Below are 19,258 nucleotides of genomic sequence, written 5' to 3' on the forward strand. Positions count from 1 at the left end.
TCCCTCAGCCATAAAAACGCCCTCTGGGCGTTGAAAGGCGGCACAAGGCCGCCGCCAAAAATAAGCTTTTCTAACTACTTGCTGCCAAAATAGGATAAAGTTCTCCTATCGTGCTCTCCCCAGAAACTAAAAGCTTTATAGCCGCTTCCGCCAAGCTTTCTACCCCCCTTTCCTGAAGTATTTTTTTGACGTTAAATGATTTATTTTTAATATGTTGAGCTAAGTCTTCATCTATTCGGATAACCTCATAAATAGCTTTTCGGCCTTTATAGCCCGTATAGTTACAGGCTGCACAACCTTTTGCTATATAGTGCTGACTAATTTTTTGTTTTAAGGTATAGCTATAAGGCAATAACTCTGGCCGAAATGCCTCTGCTTGTTTACAAGCTGGACAAAGTAAACGAACCAAGCGCTGAGCCACTGCCGTATTCAAGGTATCGGCTAGCAAATAAGCAGGTACGCCCATATCTACCAAACGGGCCACAATTCCCCAAGCAGAATTAGTATGAATGGTAGAAAAAACCAAGTGTCCAGTTAAAGATGCTCTAATCGCCATTTCGGCTGTAGGCCTATCTCGAATTTCCCCCACCATAATTACATTGGGGTCTTGGCGCATAAAACTTCGAATACTACTGGCGAAATCGAGCCCAATAGCCTCTTTGAGTTGCACCTGATTGATCCCCTCCAAAGTATATTCGATAGGATCTTCAATAGTAATAATATTTCGGCCCACAGTATTGAGTTGATGCAAACTAGCATAAAGCGTTGTTGTTTTTCCAGATCCTGTTGGTCCACTAATTAGCACCAAACCTTCTGGCATCATCATGCCTTCTTGGTAGCGCCTAAGGCTTTGATGATCAAAGCCTAGCTCCTCTAGCTTCATTTGGCTGTTATTGTTGCGGAGCAATCGCATAACTACTTTTTCGCCATAAAGTGTGGGCAAAACAGAAACTCGAATATCTAGTTTTTGCCCGCCTTCTTCTAGAAAAATTCGGCCATCTTGGGGTAGGCGTTTTTCGGCAATATCGAGTTGGGCCTTAATTTTAATTTTATTGATTAGGCTGGGGTAATCTTTCTTTTCCAAGCTATACCGTTCAATCAATTCGCCATCTATTCTCAGACGGATCCGTGCTTTTTTCTCATAGACTTCAAAGTGAATATCGCTACTTCCAAGCTCTTCGGCTTCGAGGAGTAGGAAAAGCAAGCTATCTTTTGTAGTGCTTAGTTTTTCTTGTTTTCGGCTGCTTTTATCGCGGCGGTAGTGTTGGCCCAAAAAGGGTTGCAAAACAGCCTTGGGTAAGGGATAAAACTGAATCGTTTGGCCCAATAAGAGTTCTAATTCTAGGGCCAAAGAAGTCAAGTCAGATTGATCTTCGGCCACAGCGGCATGCAAGCCCTGTTCATCTTCCTTAAATAGGATCAGCTGATAACGCCAAGCTTCTTCATCGCTGAGGCGTTGCAACAATTTTCTGTCAATTTGTTGGAGGCGATCTTCCCAGTCTATCATAGTCAAGTATTTAGTGAAAAATGGGCCAATAGCCTAGCGATGTGAAGGGGTGGCCGAAGGCCAGACCAAGCGGGCGCAGCCCGCGCAGGGCCTAGCGAGCAGCGAGCCCCGACAACCAGCCTCAAAGAGGCGCCAGTTCGACGACCTAGGGGAGTAAACGTAGCGCCCGCCGAAGGCGGACAACAAGGCTGAAAGCCGCAGTTCGACGACTGTAAGGAGTAACGCCCCTAAAAAAGAGATCCTATCCATTGGAAAAAAAAGGAATCGTTATACATAGAAAAGCTAGTCCATTGCTCTAAGAGTAGATAAAAAATGAGGAAAGCCGACATACTGCCGGCCAAGGGGATACTTTCTTTGGACCAGCCCAGGAGGTTAGAAAACAGCAGATAAGCAATTAGGGAGCCTGCAAGACTGATGATAAAGAAAAAGATAAATTGGAGTGGGGAAAACAAGCAACAAAGGGGAAGAAAAAACAAGAGGTCGCCTAGGCCAATTTCGTGATTAACGATACTGTAAAGGCGGGCATTTTTGAGTAAAAAATACAGCTGCAGCGCAACTAATTGGAGGCTCAGCAAAAGTAAATTGAAGCCTATAAATCCGTATTGGATGTAGCCTAGTTGGTAAAATTGCTTGGCCAGCGCAAAAAAGAGCAGCAAAACTGGCAAAAAGGCGTAAATGGCCCGCTCTTTAAAATCTTGGTATAAGATAGCGCCTAGAAGGCCGATAAGTAGCCAATTCATGGGGTTAATCTAGTGTCACTTCTTGCAATTGACCGTCTTGGTTTATTTCCCAAACATTGAGTTGACCATCTCCATCAAAATCTTCGGTAGCGGTTGCTCTGGCCAAAAAACTTTGTTTAGAAGCGTTAACAATTTCATAATCGTAAACAGCATCTCCGCCATTAGCTTTCACCTTTGGGGCTTCAAAGCGAAGTTGTTTAAAATCATCGGAATAGCGAAAATTCATAGCGTGATAGCCTTCTTGTAGGCTATGTAAGAATTTAAGTTGTTTTTTGGCTTCTAGGCTATATGCTTGGCCAAAAAGTCCTTTCATATTGGGGAGGGCCAATAGAATGAGAATGCCAATAATGACAAGGACCACCATGAGTTCTGTTAGTGTTAAAGCACTTAACTTTTTCTTTAAAATTTTCATAGAAATATTGTACTTGTTCTTTTGCCCCACAAAGGAACACATTTCTTTAATAAGTTCAATAAAAAAAGGCATCTTTGCAGCCTACTCATTCAAAATAGCAGTTGAAGGCAAAACTCTTATTTTAGGAAGAGGTCTGGAAAAGAATCATAGATAGCATGGCCTTATTAGATACAAATGCTTATAAAAAGCGGCTTCTTTTTTTGGGTTTAGGCAGCCTTTTTCTTCTTTTTTTATCTTGGCAGCTGAGTTTTTCAAAAAGTTATGCGGCTTACCAAAATAAGCAAAAGCTAGAGCAAAAAATTGCTCAAGAAGCACAATTAGAACAAGAAATTGCTCATTATCGGCAAGCTTTGGCGCAATCTGAGGCCTTAAAGTCGGAGCGTCCCTTTAGTGCTGCAGAATTATTTGAGGTGGTAAGTAGTTGGTCAGCTGCGCATCAGCTGCAGGTACGGCAATTAGCTCAAGCCCAAAGCTATAAAGAGGGGAAATATGAATTGCAGTTGCATCAAATTTCGCTTCAGGGTAATTATAAGGCCTTACTTTCCTTTATTTATTTGTTAGAACAGGAGTTAAAACTGGGGCAGGTGGTTCATAGTTTCTTTGAATTGAAACGCAACAGAGACAGCCGAGAAACAGAACTTATCTTATCCCTAGATCTCCAAAATATTCAGACATTAGATGAATAAGCCACTTTTAGCTACAGCCCTTTTTCTTTTAGCCCTACTCCCTTTTAGTTGTGGGGTTTTATTAGAAGAGGATCTTTCCAAACTAAAAATAGAACTTTTGGCACCAACTCATGGCTATCGTAGTAGTCAAGAGTTGCAAGAACTAGTTTGGGCTGCCGATGAAGTTGTTGATTCCTTTCGCTTAGAAGTTGTTCAAGATAGTTTTTCGGCAATTTCTGCTTACATCTTAGACAGTATAATCATTGGGACGAGTCATCGTTTGACGCTTTTTCCAGGGCATTATCAATGGCGAGTAAGAGGCATCAATGGAAGTTCTAGCACAGATTATGAAATCTTCAATCTCATAATTGAAGCCGATAGTAGTTTAAGTCATCAATCCCTATATCTCATTCAGCCCGAAGATTTAACTAGTTTTAGTACTGATTCCATTCTTTTTCTTTGGGAGCCACTCAGCTTGGCTCAAAGTTATCGTTTGCAGGTGGCCAGTCATCCCAGCTTCAATTCTCAATTGATGCTTATTGACCAGCAAATCTCGCAAGACTACTATCTGCTTCAGCAACAATTGGGAACAGGAACTTTTTATTGGCGACTAAGAGCTATCCAACAACATCTAGATAGTACGGCATGGAGCACTACATTATCTTTTTCGCTCAATCTTGCCCCAGAGCTTACACAGCCTGCTTCGGCTAGCCAGATCAATAGTTTACCGGCCAACTTTAGTTGGCGAAGTGCTAGTCAGCACCAAAGAGACAGCATTTATTTTTATTATGAAAATGAAAGTAGTCCATTTTTAATTAGAGCTAGTCAAACTGCTAATTTTAACCTGCTAGCCAATGACACGATTGGTAAAGGAACCGGCAACTATTACTGGAAAGTTCGTGCAGTGGGGAGCAATGGACAATTGAGCAGTTACAGTCCGCTTTGGCAAGTGATGATTAACTAGAAAAGATGTCAATTTTAGAACAAAGTTATAGCAAATATATCCTAGGAGCGCTTTTGCTTCTTGTTTGGGGCCTTGTATTTTACCGAATATACCAGGCCTTTACCCCTGAAGAAGAGCTCTCGATGCCCTCCATACAGTTTGCCAATTGGAACAAGGAGCAGGCGGTCAATAAAGTAGGGTATCAACTTGCATTAGACTATGAAGATCCCTTTTTGAAGCAACAAGCTTATCATTTTTCCTCTCCTAAGCCAAGACAACAGATGGATCAAAAACCTAGTTTTGCCCAAAAGGAGCCCAAAAGGAGCAAAAAAAGGGAAAAGAAAGTCGCTCTCCCCAAAATGCCTCAGGTCCGCTACCAGGGCTACGCCATAAGTCAATCCGACAGCATTGCAATTATTAAAATTGATAATCAGTTTTTCCCCAACCTAAAAGTAGGCGATACAGTCAAGGGAATTAGATTAATGGCCATTTTCCCCGATTCTATTTGGTTAAATTGGCGAGCCGAACGCCACACTATTTTGAAGAAGTAGTTGCCGATTTTTTCTTTCGCTTGGCCTTCTTTTTTTCTTTTTGCGCTGGCTTAGGCTTTTTGGCCTTTGCTGGCTGATTTTTTCCTTCTTTTTTGGGGTTATCTGCTCTTTTCTCTCCTTTTTTGTAGCGTTCTACTCGAATACAACGGCCAGTTTCTGGATCAAAAAAATAGTATTTCCCATGCAATTTTCCTTTGCGATACTGTCCTTTTTCAATCAATTGCCCAGCAGCATTATAGCGGAGTAAGACTCCTTTTTTTTGTCCTTTTTTCCAATTCAATTCTTCTTTTAGTCGCCCATTTTCCCACCATTTTTGCCAAAGGCCATTCTTTACCCCTTTATGAAAAAAGCCTTTTTCCAAAAGATTTTGATTCGGATAAAAACGCTCATAAAGCCCTGCTAACAACAAGCCTGAATATGCCGCTTCTGTACCCAATAAGCGACCTTTATGGTACCAGAAGTACATTTTGCCTTTTTGCACCTTCAGCTTTTCAGGGTTTTTCACAAAGATCTTAGCTCGAACAAGGGTATCTCCCTCCAACATACTCAAAGGGCGCAATTCAGACTGAGCAAAAGCTCCAACTGAACCTATAATAAATAATAGTAGGAATATATTTTTCATATTCTTTTGGCCCAAAGCTAGCCATTTATTGGCTGATGTCAAATAAAAGGATGTTTTTGGGGCCTGCCGCCTGCGGCGGCCGGGCCCTTGCAGGGCTCGCAGGTCTGCTCGGCCCTTCAGCCCTTCGGGCTTCGGTCTGGCCTGCGGCCACCCTTTCAGGCCCCTAGGCCAAGTCGCTTCGCTCCTTTGCGGCGGCTTCGCCGCCTGCTAGCTGTGGCTGCAGGTTGAAACCAGCAGCCATACAACAACCCCATTCTACATCTATAGTGCAGAGAGGATTAAAATCCTCTACCGCTTTGAACAAGGGTTATTTTTTTCTTTGGTAGTTTTGGTTTTGTTTTTCCTCCCCCATAAATTTCATAGGAACCCTAGGGCCAAGGCCCTAGGCTATCGAAAAAATCGCCATCCCCTCATTCGAGGGGATTTTCTGTTCCACTAGGCTCCATCAGCAAAGAAGGGCTAAAATGTTTATTTAGGGAGGGTTTCAACCCTCCATTGAACACAAAAATGCATTCGTTAATTGGCTGTAGGTTTCAACCTACAGGCCCATATAGCAGGCCCGTAGGGCCGCAGGCCACAACAAGCCCTTTAGGGCGCAGTTCGACGACCAACGGGAGTAACCGCCCGCCTCATAATATCAGCGGAGGCCCCAAAACACCAAAAAAATGTATCTTAACATCTAGAGGAGTGTTAAAGAAGTATTGAGAACATCAAAAACTAAAAACATGAGAACATTTATTGCGCTCCTCTTCCTTGGATGGAGCCTCCCTATTTTTGCCCAAATTGAATTTTCTTCCGATAAAGCCAAAGCCCTTTATGAAGAGGGTTTAGAGCGACATGATGCAGAAAAATACGACAAAGCCATCCAGCTTTATCTAGAAGGACTAAAGTTTTGCAGCAAAGAAAACAAAGACCTCTTTTACAGCGAACTAGCCTTTAGTTATGGCCTAAAAAATGAGCTCGACCAATCTAATAAATACGCTCTTAAGGTACTAAAGAGTAGCGACCGGCTGTACAACTATGCCTTTAAGCGTATATCCAACAACTATTTGCTGCAGAAAGAGTATAAAAAGCTGCGCAAGCTGACCAAAAAAGCCATTAAAAAGCATGGCGAGCAGGTTGTTTTTTTGCGCAACTACGCTTTTCTTGAGTTAAGAGCAGAGCAATTTGAAGAAAGCAAAAAATGGCTAAAAAAAGTATGCCTAAGCGGAGATGCAGTGGGCCCCGACTTTGTTTTATTGGGCATAGTAGAAAATAAGTTGGGCCATATGGATGCGGCCCTTATGGCCATGACCTTCGGTCTTTTTTTGGAGCCAAAAAACAGCAAGGCCGATGTGGCCATCAGTTTTTTAGAGCAATACCTTTTTGGCAAGAATTGGGAAAAAGACTGCCAAGAACAGCTAAAGGCCAAAGAAGAAAAACGAGCTCCGCAAATGAATATCACACTTCCTCCTCTATCAAAAGAAGAGGATTTTAATCCCAGCTCCTTAGAATTTTTGATGCCGCTTAGTCGAGCAGTCTTATTGAGCGATGATGAAATTAACATCTGTGCAAAAAATCATTTTGAGCAATTGGCGGTATTAACCGAAACCGCCTGGGGTATCCTCTTACCAGAGGGCAGCGCCTTGCAAGAGGAAGAAAAAGAACTATACACAGAGATCTATCAGCCCTTTTTCGAGAAACTTGAAAAAGAAGGGCGGAAGAAACTCTACTCCTACTATATTTTTTCGGGTACCAAAGAGGGGAAAGATAATATGATCAATGATACCGAGCTGCGGGTTATCATTCAGAAAATAGAAGAAGAACGAGGACAGCGTTAAAAGAGAAATGGCCGCTAGATAGAAATCTAGCGGCCATTTTTCGTTCAAGTTCTTCGGATAGGATTAGAGCGCTAAGTTAATTTAAAATTAAAAAAATTGACTCTCCTTTAAGCCTAGCTATAATTTTCATCAAACATCTATAAAATAAAGGGACTCATCTATTTTTTAGTGGCCTAAAACCTTAGTTTAAAGCTATAAATAGCTGTTTATCAGTCTAAAAGGGCAAAAACTTAAGAAATCATAAAGTTTTGTAAATGAATGTATGCACAACAAAAAAAAAGCGAAAACTGTTAGCTTTGTGCTATTGATAACCAAAATGATGTTTGAAACACCCTTTATATGCTTCGCCAAATTATTATTGCTGCAGTAGCAGTGCTTATTTTAGTCCTTTCCTTCATTATGGCAGGAGGGCTATCTGAGCGTGCGGAAACGCCCAAAAAGGCTGAGACAGCCGCTATTTTAAAAAAGGTTCGGGCCATTCCGGTAGAGAACCAAGAGATACAGACCGAGGTCCAACTCTACGGTCGTTTAATTCCTTTTGAGAAGACCGAGCTTTTTTCTGAGGTAGGTGGTCGTTTATTAGCCAGCTCCAAGCCCTTTAGAGTAGGAACTCGCTTTGCCAAGGGCGAACTACTCATTAAGGTAGACAAGAAAGAGGCCGAGCTCAACTTGAGTGCCCAGCGTGCTCAGTTGTTGAGTACGATTACCAGTATGTTGCCCGATATCAAAATTGATTTTTCGGAGAGTTTGGAGCAATGGGAAAGCTACCGCAGCCAACTCAAGCCCCAAAGTCCTGTTGCCGATTTGCCCGAGCCTAAATCGGAGCGAGAGAAAGACTTTTTGGCCCTCAAGAATATCTATAATCAATATTATAGTATTAAGAGTGCCGAAGAGCGATTGAGTAAGTATGAATTGCGGGCGCCTTTTTCTGGGGAGCTCACAGAGGCCCTCATCAATACGGGTTCATTGATTCGGGCAGGCCAAAAGATTGGCAGCTTGATGAATATCAATGCCTATGAGTTGCAGGCTTCTGTTCCTTTGGTCGATCTCAAGTACATTAACTTGGGCGATAAGGTCCAATTGCAATCGGAAGATATTGCTGGGCAATGGAAGGGCAGCATCAGCCGAATTTCTAGTACCATTGATGCGAGTAGCCAAACCGTAAAAATCTTTATCCGAGTGGCGGGTCCCAAACTCAAAGAAAATATGTTTTTGACTGGAGAGGTGGCCGCCAGCCGCCTAGCCAATGTGGTCGAGATTCCCCGTAAGCTTTTGCGTGGAGATACCGCCGTTTTTGTTATTCAAGGCGGTAAAGAGAAAAGCTTAGCCTTGGCTGCTGTTCAGACGGTAAAAATCTCGGAGCAAACGGCCCTTGTTAGAGGTTTAGAAGATGGCCAAGCCCTATTGGCCGAGCCTTTTCCGGCAGCCTATGAAGGCATGAAAGTAGAATTGGCCCAATAAGGCGGCGCAGCCGCCTCAGGCCCCTAGGGCCAACGGCTGAGGGATGGTAATGGGTGGCCGAAGGCCAGACCGAGCTTTTTGAGCAAAGCGAAAAAAGCGAAGGGCCGAGCGAACAGCGAGCCCATGCACAGCCCGACCTGGCCAAAGGCCAGGGCAGCCCCAAAAATATATCCTAACGATAAGTTCATTATGAAATCTATAGTATCATTCTTTATTAAAAACTCGATTGCAGGGAATATCCTGATGGTCGTGATTTTACTCTTTGGCTTTTTTGGCCTAAAGAATATGAAATCGACCTTCTTTCCGCCTGCCCCCGAGAAATATATTAACATACAAGCCGTTTTGCCCGGGGCCTCTCCCGAAGAAATTGAGCAAGGGATTGTATTAAAAATTGAGGAAAACCTCAAAGGCTTGACTGGGATTGAACAGGTCAATTCGGTTTCTTCTGAAAATGCGGCCTCTGTTACCGTCGAAATCAATAGTAGCTTTGATATTGACTTGGTGAAACAGGATGTGGAAAATGCAGTGAATCAGATTAGCTCTTTTCCAGCTGGCATGGAATCTTTGCGGATATATAAGGAAGAGAATAAAAACTTCACTTTTAGCTTTGCCCTGAGTGGCAATGTGCCGCTGAAAACCCTGAAAACGGAAGCTCGGCAGATTGAGGATGAGCTCAGAGCCACCCCAATTATGTCCAAAGTGACCCTTTCTGGCTTTCCAGATGAAGAAATTGAAGTGGCTTTTCGAGAAGAGGACCTCATTCGCTACGGCATTAGCTTTCAGCAGGCAGCCGCAGCAGTACAAGCCAGTAACTTAGAAATTACTGGGGGAAGCATCAAGGGCCAAGAAGAAGAGCTTTTGGTGCGAGCCCGAAACAAAGGCTATTATGCTGAAGAGCTGAAGAATATTCCGGTCCGGAATACAGCCGATGGAGGGATTATTTACCTCTATCAGTTGGCCGATATTGAGGATCAATGGGCCGATGACCCCGAGCGCAGCTTTATGAATGGGGAAACATCGGTGGTGGTGACCATTCAAAATACTGATGAAGAGGACCTTTTGACCATTGCCGAATACCTGCGCAATTATGTCGATGAATACAACCAACAAGCAGGCCCTATTCGGGCCACAACGATCCGAGATGGTTCGGTGACCTTGCAGCAACGGATTGACCTCTTGGTAGAAAATGGGGTGATCGGCTTCATTTTGGTCCTTTTGGCCCTAGGCTTCTTTTTGCACTGGAGCATTGCCTTTTGGGTGGCCGCGGCGATTCCCATTTCCTTTGCCGGTATGTTTATTATTGGTAGCTCTGCCGATTTGACCATCAATGTCGTCTCGCTCTTTGGGATGATTCTCGTAATTGGTATTCTGGTAGATGACGGAATTGTAATTGGCGAAAATATTTATGCCAAATATGAGCAAGGAATGGACCGAAACCAAGCCGCCTTAGAAGGGACCATGGAGGTTTTACCCGCTGTAATTTCAGCCATCTTAACCACCATAGTCGCCTTCTCTATGTTCTTCTTTATTGAGGGCCGAATTGGAGATATCTTTGGCAATATGGCCTTTGTCGTGATCATGACGCTCATCTTCTCTTTGGTGGAAGGCATGCTCATTTTACCTGCCCACTTGGCGCACTCTAGAGCTATGGCCAGAGATGCCAAAAAGACGCTTTTTGAGCAGTTTTTTGACCGCCTAATTGGAGGCATGGATGCCCTGATGGGCTGGATGAGAGACCGTCTTTTCGCCCCTGTTCTTCGGCTTTGCCTAACGGGCCTACAAAGAAGTTTGCCCGTGGCCGTTTTGCTCGGCCTGATGATTCTATCTGTTGCAGCAGTCCGTGGGGGCTTGGTCAAAACCACCTTTTTCCCTTTCATTGAGCGCGATAATGTAGATGTGACGCTGACTATGCCTGCCGGAACGCGAGAACAAAGTACCAATGAACTCCTTACTTATATCGAGAAAAAAGCTTGGGAGGTCAATGAAGATTATAAAGCCCAAAGAGAAGATGGCAAAGATATTATTGAGAAAATTGAGCGCAGTGTGGGTCCCGCTAGCTACAATGGTAAACTCGCCATTACGCTAATGGATGGCGAGCAACGCGCTACCCCCGTTCTCGAAATTCAAGATGCTATCCGCAAAAAAGTAGGGCAGCTCATGGGCCCCGAAAGCCTCTCTTATGGAAGTAGTTCGGTCTTTGGCAAGCCCGTTTCGGTGGCGGTTTTAGGCGATGATCTTAAGGATCTGGACCTAGCCGTAGAGGCCCTCAAAAAAGAGCTCAATGCTATCGAAGGACTTAAGGATGTTTTGGATGACAACCAACCCGGCCTCCGAGAAGTCAATGTTTCACTCAATGATAAAGGCCGCCAATTAGGCCTTAATCTACAAGAGGTGCTGGCCCAAGTTCGTGGCGGTTTCTTTGGTGCCGAAGCCCAACGCCTACAAAGAGGCCGAGATGAGGTCCGCGTTTGGGTGCGCTACAAAACAGAAGACCGCTCTAATATCGGACAGCTAGAAAATATGCGCATCCGCTTTGCCGATGGCCGCGAATTTCCCCTCTCCGAAATTGCCAACTTTAAGGTTGAACGCGGGGTGGTGAGCATTAAACACCTAGACGGAAAAAGAGAGGTGAAGGTAGAAGCCGATATTGCCAATAAAAAGGTCTCCGTTTCTGATATCACTACAGAAATTAAAGAGAAAATAGCCCCCCGCCTAGAGGCGCAGTTCCCTACCGTAGAGTTCACTTTTGAAGGCCAAAATAAGGAGCAAATGAAGAGCGCCAACTCTATCCAACAGGTCTTGCCCATTATCCTTATCCTGATGTTTATCATCGTGGCCCTTACCTTCAACTCTATCGGCCAAGCAGTGATTGTCTTTGCCATGATTCCCTTCGGACTGATTGGTGTCATTTGGGGACACTGGTTTTTGGATGCGCCAATTAGCTTTTTCTCGGTGCTCGGAATTATCGCTCTGATCGGAATTATGGTCAATGATGCCCTGGTCCTCGTTTCGGCCTACAATAACTTTATCAAAGAGGGCCTAGAACCCATGGAGGCCGCCTTTGAAGCAGGCCGCTCTCGCTTCCGGGCTATTGTACTAACCACCCTAACAACCGTCTTGGGACTCGGCCCACTCATGCTAGAAACTAGTTTCCAAGCGCAGTTCCTCATTCCTATGGCTATTTCTGTGGCCTTTGGTTTGTTGGTGGCCACGGTGGTTACCCTGCTGCTCTTGCCCGCCTGTCTGCTCTTGGCCAACCGCTACAAATGGTTGCTAGCCCAGTTCTGGACCGGAGAGCAGTTTTCTCCCATCCAGGTAGAAGCCGCCCACAAAGGCCGAAGAAACCACTTTTTCCTTTGGCTCTTTGGCCTAGTCGTGATCATCGCTTTCTTCCTCCTAATTATGAATTTATTCTAATCCTACTCAACTAATTTTAGAAGCCTCAGCTTTTGCTGGGGCTTTTTTTGTTTTTGGGGCCTCCGCAGCAAAGCTGCGGCGCTACGCTTCAGGGCTCGCTATTCGCTCGGCCCTGCGGCCTAAAGGCCTTGGTCTGCGGCTAGGCCGCCCCCTTTCGCATCGCTAGGCCTGCGGCGGCTTCGCCGCCTGCCATTCATCGCCTAGAGACAAGCCCCTAGGCTAATCTAATGGAGTCAGCCCTAAAGGGCCTCCACTGCTGATATAACTGGCCTTGCTCTCTAAAGGATCGCCCAAAAGTTCAATTCATGAGGGTTTTAACCCTCATTTATAAGTCATTGCGAAGCAATACCACTCTTGCTGTAGGTTTCAACCTACAGTAAAAAGGGCCCGCGGCAGGCCCCAAAAAAAAGACAAAAAAATAGCCCTAACTTTCGCTAGAGCTATTAAAAGATAAGTAAATCCACTTAGGCTATCGGGCATTGCGGATCAGGTGAATTACGCCCTTAAGTGGGGCCACCTTATCGCAATCCATACAATTGATTTGCAATTTGCAAGTATAATAATACACATCTTCGGCTAGGTCTTGGCCCGTCTGCTGGTCCTTTCCATCCCAATTGATGGCGGGATCTTCCGTGCGGAACACCTCTTGGCCCCAACGGTTGAAGACTCTAAAATCTACGGCCTCAATATAACGGCTAGGCAAACAAGGACCAAAGAAGTCGTTGGCATTGTCATTATTGGGCGTAAAGACATTGGGCAGCTCATAGAAAGGACAGTTATCGCTTTGGACCACTGCACTAGGTACACTCTCATTGCCGCCCCCATTGGCCTCTACAGAATCTATAGTGCTTACATAATAGCAGCCCGCTAAATTATAATCGGTAGGTTGGTGGATAAAGAAGGTATCGCTAAGATCTGTAATTTCGGCCACCAATTCATAGGCCGTGCTATCACAATAGGGAGCAAAATAAAGGCGATAAGCAGCAATATCGAGCCCACAACTATCTGTAGGCCGCTGCCAGCTAATGGTATTGGCCATATCGATTTCTTCTCGGATAAAGCCCTCGCAAAGTCCGCGATTTTCCTTGTTAGAATCATCATTAAAAGCCTCGCAGCCCGAAAGCGCCGCCACCGCAATAGGCGGACAAGGAGCCAGGGTATCTAGCGGAGAGCCACAAGCCCGCTGCGATTTATTGAGCAAAGGTGAAAAGACATCGGGAATGCCGTAACTACCTATACTTTCTACATAATAGCAGTAGGTTTCTCCATTTTCTAGCTCCTCATGTACATAAGTTGTTGTACTGACGGTATCCAGAACCGTGTAGCTATTGCTGCCTGTGGGAGTTTCTAAGAAAACGACATACTCCGTATTGGACCAAGGCACATTTTCAGTCCAGACTAGCTCATTGGTTTGGTCCGTGGCGTTTATGGTGAGATAGATAGAAGAGGCCAGACTATTGGCGCCAACCGTATCGCCATTGGCATAAAAAGCGACCCGATAAGAGTAGGCATTTTCCTCGGTATTCAGTCCTGTATCCAAAAAGCTAATCGTATCGGCTAGGGCCGAGTAGCTATTAAAGTTAGTGGAGCTAAAGACGGGGGTAGACAGAAAATTAGCGCCATTTTGGCCTTCTGAGCGGAAGAGCTCGTAGCGATAAGGCGGCACCGTAAAGTTGGTATCTAGTTCAGTAGCTCTAGGTTTGGCCCAGCGGACCAAGATATCGCCATTGGCCAAATTGGTACTTTCTACATCTACATTTGTCATTAGGGGAAGGTCTTGCGCCATTTGCACACAAAGCTCGGCAGAGCTACGGCCAGAGACAGGCCCCAAAAAGTTACTGGTTCCAGGAACGGGGGTCGCAAATTCGGCTAAAACTCGATAGCTATAAATCCCGCCAGACTGCACATTGGGGTCGCTAAACTCAAAGCTCCCTGAAGCTGCGGCTGTAGTGACCAAGGCCCCAAAGTTAATTTGGGTATAGCCCAAGCCGGGCAGGCCAAGCGTACAAGAATCTAGTTCGGTATTATCGCAGCTAGATTTGCGCCAGACCGAAAAGCCTAGGAAGCCTGCAGAACTCTCGCAAAGATAGGGCGCATCCCAGCTGAGGTCCACTTGGCCAGGGCTAACCGTAGCCTGTAAGTTTTGGACCGGAGGGGCCACCACCTTAATGCGCAGCACCTTAAAGGTAGCCAAAGAAGCATCTAGGCCATTATTGGTCATCAAAGAATCTCTAGCCTTGAAGACAACCTGCCAAGCCTGCTGTTGGATGTGGTCGCAGTTGGTCTGCCAGCGGAAGCGGCTAGAAACGGGTGTAAAACCGGTAGTATTGCTAAAGGTAGCGGCCCCATTGGTCAATTCTAGAGGACCACCCGTAGCCGTTAGCGTAATGGGTTGAACGGGGATATCGCTATCTAAGGCGATGGCATCAAAATCGATGAGTTCGCCAGCCTCCACACAAATTTCCTCGGGCACTTGTAGTTCGGGCGGGGTATTTTGGGCATTTCTAATTTCGATTTGGATATCTCGGATGATACCGCCTAAATAAGCGCCATTTCGGTAAGACTTAACGAGGATAGCGATATTATATTCTCCAGCTACCCTTGGGGTATTCCAAGTAAAAAGCCCCGTTTGTTGGTCAAAGGTATAATTATTATTAGCGCCTGGACCAATAGCGTTTACGGGCAAAAAGCCGGGGACCGGATTATTGAGATCGCTCAGGCAGGTCACCAATTCGTAGGCCACACTATCTCCGTCGGGGTCGTAGCCATTGGGCGTATGTTGAAAAATTTGGCCCACCACCCCAAAATCGATTGGAGGCTCCAGTAAGATGGGCGAGTTATTATTGCCATAAATAGAAGTGGGAAAAAGGAACACCTCTGTTTGCACATAGAAGGCCACATTTACCGAGTTTCCATTATTTACATTGAGAATATCGGCATTTCGGTTAGGGTCTTGCATGCCCATTACATAAGGTTGGCCACCGGGGTTGGGGCCGGGGTAGCTATGGGTGATCGTATAGACATTCTTACGAATATCTTGATGTAGCATGACAAAATAATCTCGAGAGACCGTAGAGGAAGTACCATCTCCCCAGCTTAGGTCGAGCTCGGTGCGGTCGGCATGAATAGACTGTCCACTAATCTTTGTATAGGTAACAATAGTGGCCTCAATACTGAGGGGACCAGTTTGGCGGTAAGTAATTTCTCCTGCACGGTTATGTGTTGCCCAGAGCATAGACAAATTGCTGAGGAGAAAAAGCGATGATAAGAGAAGCTGCTTCATAGATAATAGTTAGAGCGTTTAAGGTCAAACTAGGGAAAAAGTTTTCTTTTTTTAGTGACCAGACTGACAAGTTTAGCCATTTATTGGCTATAGCCATATTATATAAAGAAGTGGCTAGTAGAAAACGAACAGCTGATAGCCTTTGGCTAGGGATTCAACAAAAATTGTCCCACATAGGTTTAACGTACCATGTGGGACAATTAGTTAGGCCAAGGCCTTATTTTAAGGGCAAGCCCTTAATTCTTTGTTTTTCGGAGTTGGTCTAGGGGCAGCTTATGAATCAGGTCAAAGCAGCTTTTTAGCTCGGCAAAGATGCGTTGCAGCATTTCATTGTCAGCTGTAAGGCTTTTGTTTAGTTCTGGCTCAAAGAGGCGTTCATGGCTCAAGGGGATTGCAATGTAGAGTTGTTGATCTTGGAAGGCCAGAGAAATTTGGCTTTCAAAGGTTTCTCGGATCCAAAGCACAGAGTTGATGAGTTCTTGGGTAAGGATCATTTTTGCTTCTGAGGTATTGGTAGAATAGATAGCAAATTTATTCTCAAATTCTGGAGCATTGTCAAGGTGGAGCAGATCGCCCTCTCGAAGCACATCCAGTTGGTCCTGAATTTTAACGGCCAATTGGCCCAACCACTGTTCATAGTTGTCGGGAACGATAAAGGTGGCGCCTTTTAGTTGGGTTTCAATATCTAAGACCATAAAGATCCCGTTAAAGAGGGTCACTTCATTTTTGCCCACCAGCTGTTGAGCATTGACCTCTGAAAAGCGCATATTCATGCCAACCACCACCCCAGAAAAGTAGTCTTCTCCGGTATAGCCTTCATTGGCTTTGCCATGAAAAAGATGGCTTTTGTAGAAATCTACCTTGGGTACATAGTTATTGGGCTGATAGTGCATGCTGGGATAGAAGTTGGCCACCATTTCCTTAAAAAACTGTGATTTGAACTCTTCTCTATACAGCTGTTTAGGCTTTTGGAGTTGTTGCACATACATCCAGCCCAAAAGTGCAGAGGCACCCACCATCAGGGCAATGGCCAAATACCAAAACTGGGGAATAATAAGCATACTTGCCGCAGCAGCAACAAATAAGACAACGGGAATAACGAGTAGCTTTTGAATAAGCTTAAAATTAGACAATTGTCGTTTTCGCTCTGTTTCTAAGCGCTCGATGACCTCTTGCATAGAGGATTTTAGCTGTTCAAGGTTTTTCATCAATCAGATCTTGTGATAATACGAATCGCAAATATAACTTTTCCCTTTGTTTTTTCCCTAAAATGATGGCTCTAGCTTTTTTAAAATTCCCTTAATCTTCTTCCCCTGGCCAAAAGCGAAGCCGCCCCCCGGCCCAGCGCTGCGGAGCGGGTGGCCAAAGGCCAGACCCAGGGCGAAACGAAGTGGAGCCCGCAGGGCCGAGCGAACAGCGAGCCCCGAAGCATAGCGGCGGCCAGCTTGCTGGCCGCGGGCCCCAAAAAAATAAAAAGCAACCACCCCTCAAGAGGAGCAGTTGCTTTTTTTATATTCCTAAAACTGCTTAATGCCTAGGCATTGGCAATTTCTTCACGGATTTTATTGAGGGCAGAACCTGCATTCACCCACTCAATCTGCTGTGCATTGTAAGAGTGCTGTACCTCGATGTTATCCACGGTACCATCTGCATGCTTAAGCTCGATATTGAGGGTTTTGCCAGGAGCAAAGGTCTCAAAGTTAGTGATGCTCACCAGGTCATCTTGGCGAACCAAGTCATAGTCGGCAGGATTCACAAAAGTGAGGGCCAACATTCCCTGCTTCTTCAGGTTAGTTTCATGAATACGGGCAAAAGATTTTACCACAACGGCCTTAACGCCCAAGAAACGGGGCTCCATAGCCGCATGCTCACGAGAAGAACCTTCTCCTAGGTTATCTTCACCAAAAACGATGGTGCCGATACCTTTTTTCTGATAAGTTTTGGCTGAATCGGGAACGGCCATGTAGTTGGCTGCTGCACCTTCAGCGTAGTTAGCTACCTTGTTGGTTTCTTCATTGAAGAAGTTTACCGCACCAATGTAGCAGTTGCCAGAGATATTCTCTAGGTGACCGCGGTAAGTTAGCCAAGGACCAGCCATAGAGATATGGTCGGTAGTACATTTCCCTTTGGCTTTGATCAACAAGCGCATGCCAGTTACTTCCTCTTTTTGGATGGGCGTAAAGGGCGTAAGCAATTGTAGACGATCAGATTTGGGGTTTACGGTTATATTGATTCCAGAACCGTCTTCGGCAGGAGTAATATAGCCCGCATCTTCTACCTCAAAACCTTTGGGAGGAAGCTCAACACCTGTGGGAGGATCGAGCATTACTTCTTCGCCGTTCTCATTGGTCAATTTATCTGTGAGGGGGTTGAAGCACATATTGCCAGAGATCGTCATGGCTGTTACCAACTCAGGAGAAGCTACAAAAGCTTGGGTGTTGGGGTTGCCATCGGCACGTTTGGCAAAGTTACGGTTGAAAGAGTGAATGATAGCATTCTTCTCTTTTTTCTCGGCACCAACACGGTCCCACATACCAATACAAGGACCGCAAGCATTGGCCAAAACCATACCTCCGATTTCCTCAAAATTGTCTAGCAAACCATCGCGCTCCGCAGTATAGCGAACCAACTCTGAACCGGGAGTGATGGTAAATTCAGCCTTAGCTTTAAGGTTTTTAGCAGCAGCCTGACGAGCCACAGAGGCCGCACGGCTTAAATCTTCATAAGAAGAGTTGGTACAAGAACCAATTAGACCTACAGACAATACTGAAGGGAAGTCATTTTCTTTTACGGCTTTGGCAAATTCAGAAATAGGCCAAGCACGGTCGGGAGTAAAAGGACCATTAAGGTGGGGTTCCAACTCCGTCAAGTTGATTTCAATCACTTGATCAAAGTATTGGCTAGGATCTGCATAAACAGCAGCATCACCAGTAAGATGTTCTTTTACGCCCTCGGCCAATTCAGCTACATCGGCACGGCCAGTAGCCTCTAGATAACGCTTCATAGAAGCATCATAACCAAAAGTAGAAGTAGTGGCTCCAATTTCAGCGCCCATGTTACAGATGGTTCCTTTACCGGTACAAGACATGCTCTCGGCACCTTCACCAAAGTACTCTACGATATAACCAGTACCGCCTTTGGCACCAATAATACCTGCTACTTTGAGGATAACATCCTTGGGAGAAGTCCAGCCCCCCAATTTACCCGTTAATTTTATCCCAATCAATTTGGGCATTTTAAGCTCCCAAGGGAGGCCAGCCATTACGTCTACGGCATCGGCACCACCAATACCAATAGCCACCATACCCAAACCACCAGCATTTACTGTATGAGAGTCGGTACCGATCATCATCCCGCCGGGGAAGGCATAGTTTTCCAAAACAATTTGGTGAATGATACCCGCTCCTGGCTTCCAGAAACCAATACCATATTTATTAGAGACAGCGCTAAGGAAGTCATATACTTCTTCGTTCTTGTCGTTGGCCACTTCCAAATCTTTGCCTGCACCCACCTTAGCCTGAATCAAGTGATCACAGTGTACAGTAGAAGGTACCGCCACCTTGTCGCGGCCTGCCATCATAAACTGCAAAAGCGCCATTTGGGCAGTAGCATCTTGCATCGCCACTCGATCGGGAGAGAAGAATACATAATCCTTGGCCCGGCCATAATTTTCCAAAGGAGAAGCTTGATCCAAGTGAGTGTAAAGAATTTTTTCGGTTAGCGTGAGCGGACGGCCCAAACGTTCGCGCACAGCCTCAATTTTTTTGGGTAAAGCAGCATAAGCTGCTTTGATCATATCAATGTCGAATGCCATAGGATACGCTAAATTTTTGCAAT

General features: G+C 45.2%; 14 protein-coding genes. 7 read left to right on the forward strand and 7 right to left on the reverse strand.

The features are described 5' to 3' along the window. Positions 1-70 precede the first annotated feature (70 nt). From SAPGRDRAFT_RS00415 to SAPGRDRAFT_RS00425, 3 genes are all read right to left on the reverse strand, one after another. Complete coding sequence (locus tag SAPGRDRAFT_RS00415; RefSeq protein WP_002656276.1) at positions 71-1,507, reverse strand: GspE/PulE family protein; 1,437 nt, start codon at positions 1,505-1,507, stop codon at positions 71-73. A gap of 227 nt (positions 1,508-1,734) precedes the next feature. Next, entirely contained in the window at positions 1,735-2,247 is a 513-nt protein-coding gene (locus tag SAPGRDRAFT_RS00420; RefSeq protein WP_002656277.1) for a hypothetical protein, read from the reverse strand. Between the two features lie 4 nt (positions 2,248-2,251). Continuing rightward, the gene (locus SAPGRDRAFT_RS00425) at positions 2,252-2,731 is read right to left on the reverse strand and encodes a prepilin-type N-terminal cleavage/methylation domain-containing protein (RefSeq protein WP_002656278.1); all 480 of its coding nucleotides are present in this window, start codon (positions 2,729-2,731) and stop codon (positions 2,252-2,254) included. 83 nt (positions 2,732-2,814) lie between these two features. Between SAPGRDRAFT_RS00425 and SAPGRDRAFT_RS00430 the strand changes: the two genes are divergently transcribed. Genes SAPGRDRAFT_RS00430 through SAPGRDRAFT_RS00440 form a run of 3 tightly spaced genes read left to right on the forward strand, consistent with a single transcriptional unit; the run spans position 2,815 to position 4,818 of the window. Beyond that, positions 2,815-3,345: a hypothetical protein gene (locus SAPGRDRAFT_RS00430; protein WP_002656280.1), complete on the forward strand. Its 531-nt coding sequence runs from the start codon at positions 2,815-2,817 to the stop codon at positions 3,343-3,345. Beyond that, positions 3,338-4,288, forward strand: coding sequence for a hypothetical protein (locus SAPGRDRAFT_RS00435; protein WP_002656282.1), 951 nt, complete (start codon positions 3,338-3,340; stop codon positions 4,286-4,288). The genes SAPGRDRAFT_RS00430 and SAPGRDRAFT_RS00435 overlap by 8 nt, the downstream gene beginning before the upstream one ends. Positions 4,289-4,293: 5 nt before the next feature. Continuing rightward, positions 4,294-4,818 (forward strand): hypothetical protein, encoded by a 525-nt coding sequence (locus SAPGRDRAFT_RS00440; protein ID WP_002656284.1) that lies wholly within the window; start codon positions 4,294-4,296, stop codon positions 4,816-4,818. Here SAPGRDRAFT_RS00440 and SAPGRDRAFT_RS00445 read toward each other — a convergent pair. Next, positions 4,802-5,440 (reverse strand): toxin-antitoxin system YwqK family antitoxin, encoded by a 639-nt coding sequence (locus SAPGRDRAFT_RS00445; RefSeq protein WP_002656286.1) that lies wholly within the window; start codon positions 5,438-5,440, stop codon positions 4,802-4,804. The two genes, SAPGRDRAFT_RS00440 and SAPGRDRAFT_RS00445, sit on opposite strands and share 17 nt — an antisense overlap. Before the next feature lie 42 nt (positions 5,441-5,482). Here SAPGRDRAFT_RS00445 and SAPGRDRAFT_RS23880 point away from each other — a divergent pair, with 42 nt between their 5' ends. The 4 genes from SAPGRDRAFT_RS23880 (at position 5,483) to SAPGRDRAFT_RS00460 (ending at position 12,138) form a co-directional block, all read left to right on the forward strand. Beyond that, positions 5,483-5,668, forward strand: coding sequence for a hypothetical protein (locus SAPGRDRAFT_RS23880; RefSeq protein WP_081491905.1), 186 nt, complete (start codon positions 5,483-5,485; stop codon positions 5,666-5,668). Positions 5,669-6,165: 497 nt separating this feature from the next. Continuing rightward, on the forward strand, positions 6,166-7,260 hold the full coding sequence (locus tag SAPGRDRAFT_RS00450; RefSeq protein WP_002656288.1) for a tetratricopeptide repeat protein: 1,095 nt from the start codon (positions 6,166-6,168) through the stop codon (positions 7,258-7,260). Positions 7,261-7,599: 339 nt separating this feature from the next. Beyond that, positions 7,600-8,721: an efflux RND transporter periplasmic adaptor subunit gene (locus tag SAPGRDRAFT_RS00455; RefSeq protein WP_002656289.1), complete on the forward strand. Its 1,122-nt coding sequence runs from the start codon at positions 7,600-7,602 to the stop codon at positions 8,719-8,721. Between the two features lie 189 nt (positions 8,722-8,910). Further along, positions 8,911-12,138, forward strand: a complete 3,228-nt coding sequence (locus tag SAPGRDRAFT_RS00460; protein WP_002656291.1) for an efflux RND transporter permease subunit — start codon at positions 8,911-8,913, stop codon at positions 12,136-12,138. Positions 12,139-12,607: 469 nt separating this feature from the next. Here SAPGRDRAFT_RS00460 and SAPGRDRAFT_RS00465 read toward each other — a convergent pair whose 3' ends face one another. The 3 genes from SAPGRDRAFT_RS00465 to SAPGRDRAFT_RS00480 all read right to left on the reverse strand — a co-directional run bounded on the left by SAPGRDRAFT_RS00465 (position 12,608) and on the right by SAPGRDRAFT_RS00480 (position 19,235). Further along, positions 12,608-15,421, reverse strand: a complete 2,814-nt coding sequence (locus tag SAPGRDRAFT_RS00465) for a gliding motility-associated C-terminal domain-containing protein (protein WP_002656293.1) — start codon at positions 15,419-15,421, stop codon at positions 12,608-12,610. Positions 15,422-15,657: 236 nt separating this feature from the next. After that, a complete protein-coding gene (locus tag SAPGRDRAFT_RS00470; protein ID WP_037349595.1) occupies positions 15,658-16,629 on the reverse strand; it encodes a DUF3137 domain-containing protein in 972 nt (323 codons plus the stop codon). 326 nt (positions 16,630-16,955) lie between these two features. After that, positions 16,956-19,235, reverse strand: a complete 2,280-nt coding sequence (locus SAPGRDRAFT_RS00480) for an aconitate hydratase (RefSeq protein ID WP_002656297.1) — start codon at positions 19,233-19,235, stop codon at positions 16,956-16,958. Positions 19,236-19,258 lie beyond the last annotated feature (23 nt).

This window comes from Saprospira grandis DSM 2844 (genome assembly GCF_000275825.1).
Classification (GTDB): domain Bacteria; phylum Bacteroidota; class Bacteroidia; order Chitinophagales; family Saprospiraceae; genus Saprospira; species Saprospira grandis_A.

Excerpts from the sequence above, each read along its gene's own strand:
- SAPGRDRAFT_RS00480 (WP_002656297.1), bottom strand. The coding sequence starts at position 19,235 with ATGGCATTCGACATTGATATGATCAAAGCAGCTTATGCTGCTTTACCC.
- SAPGRDRAFT_RS00435 (WP_002656282.1), top strand. The coding sequence starts at position 3,338 with ATGAATAAGCCACTTTTAGCTACAGCCCTTTTTCTTTTAGCCCTACTC.
- SAPGRDRAFT_RS00425 (WP_002656278.1), bottom strand. The coding sequence starts at position 2,731 with ATGCCTTTTTTTATTGAACTTATTAAAGAAATGTGTTCCTTTGTGGGG.
- SAPGRDRAFT_RS00415 (WP_002656276.1), bottom strand. The coding sequence starts at position 1,507 with ATGATAGACTGGGAAGATCGCCTCCAACAAATTGACAGAAAATTGTTG.
- SAPGRDRAFT_RS00455 (WP_002656289.1), top strand. The coding sequence starts at position 7,600 with ATGCTTCGCCAAATTATTATTGCTGCAGTAGCAGTGCTTATTTTAGTC.
- SAPGRDRAFT_RS00450 (WP_002656288.1), top strand. The coding sequence starts at position 6,166 with ATGAGAACATTTATTGCGCTCCTCTTCCTTGGATGGAGCCTCCCTATT.
- SAPGRDRAFT_RS00445 (WP_002656286.1), bottom strand. The coding sequence starts at position 5,440 with ATGAAAAATATATTCCTACTATTATTTATTATAGGTTCAGTTGGAGCT.
- SAPGRDRAFT_RS00470 (WP_037349595.1), bottom strand. The coding sequence starts at position 16,629 with ATGAAAAACCTTGAACAGCTAAAATCCTCTATGCAAGAGGTCATCGAG.
- SAPGRDRAFT_RS00465 (WP_002656293.1), bottom strand. The coding sequence starts at position 15,421 with ATGAAGCAGCTTCTCTTATCATCGCTTTTTCTCCTCAGCAATTTGTCT.
- SAPGRDRAFT_RS00460 (WP_002656291.1), top strand. The coding sequence starts at position 8,911 with ATGAAATCTATAGTATCATTCTTTATTAAAAACTCGATTGCAGGGAAT.
- SAPGRDRAFT_RS00440 (WP_002656284.1), top strand. The coding sequence starts at position 4,294 with ATGTCAATTTTAGAACAAAGTTATAGCAAATATATCCTAGGAGCGCTT.
- SAPGRDRAFT_RS00420 (WP_002656277.1), bottom strand. The coding sequence starts at position 2,247 with ATGAATTGGCTACTTATCGGCCTTCTAGGCGCTATCTTATACCAAGAT.
- SAPGRDRAFT_RS00430 (WP_002656280.1), top strand. The coding sequence starts at position 2,815 with ATGGCCTTATTAGATACAAATGCTTATAAAAAGCGGCTTCTTTTTTTG.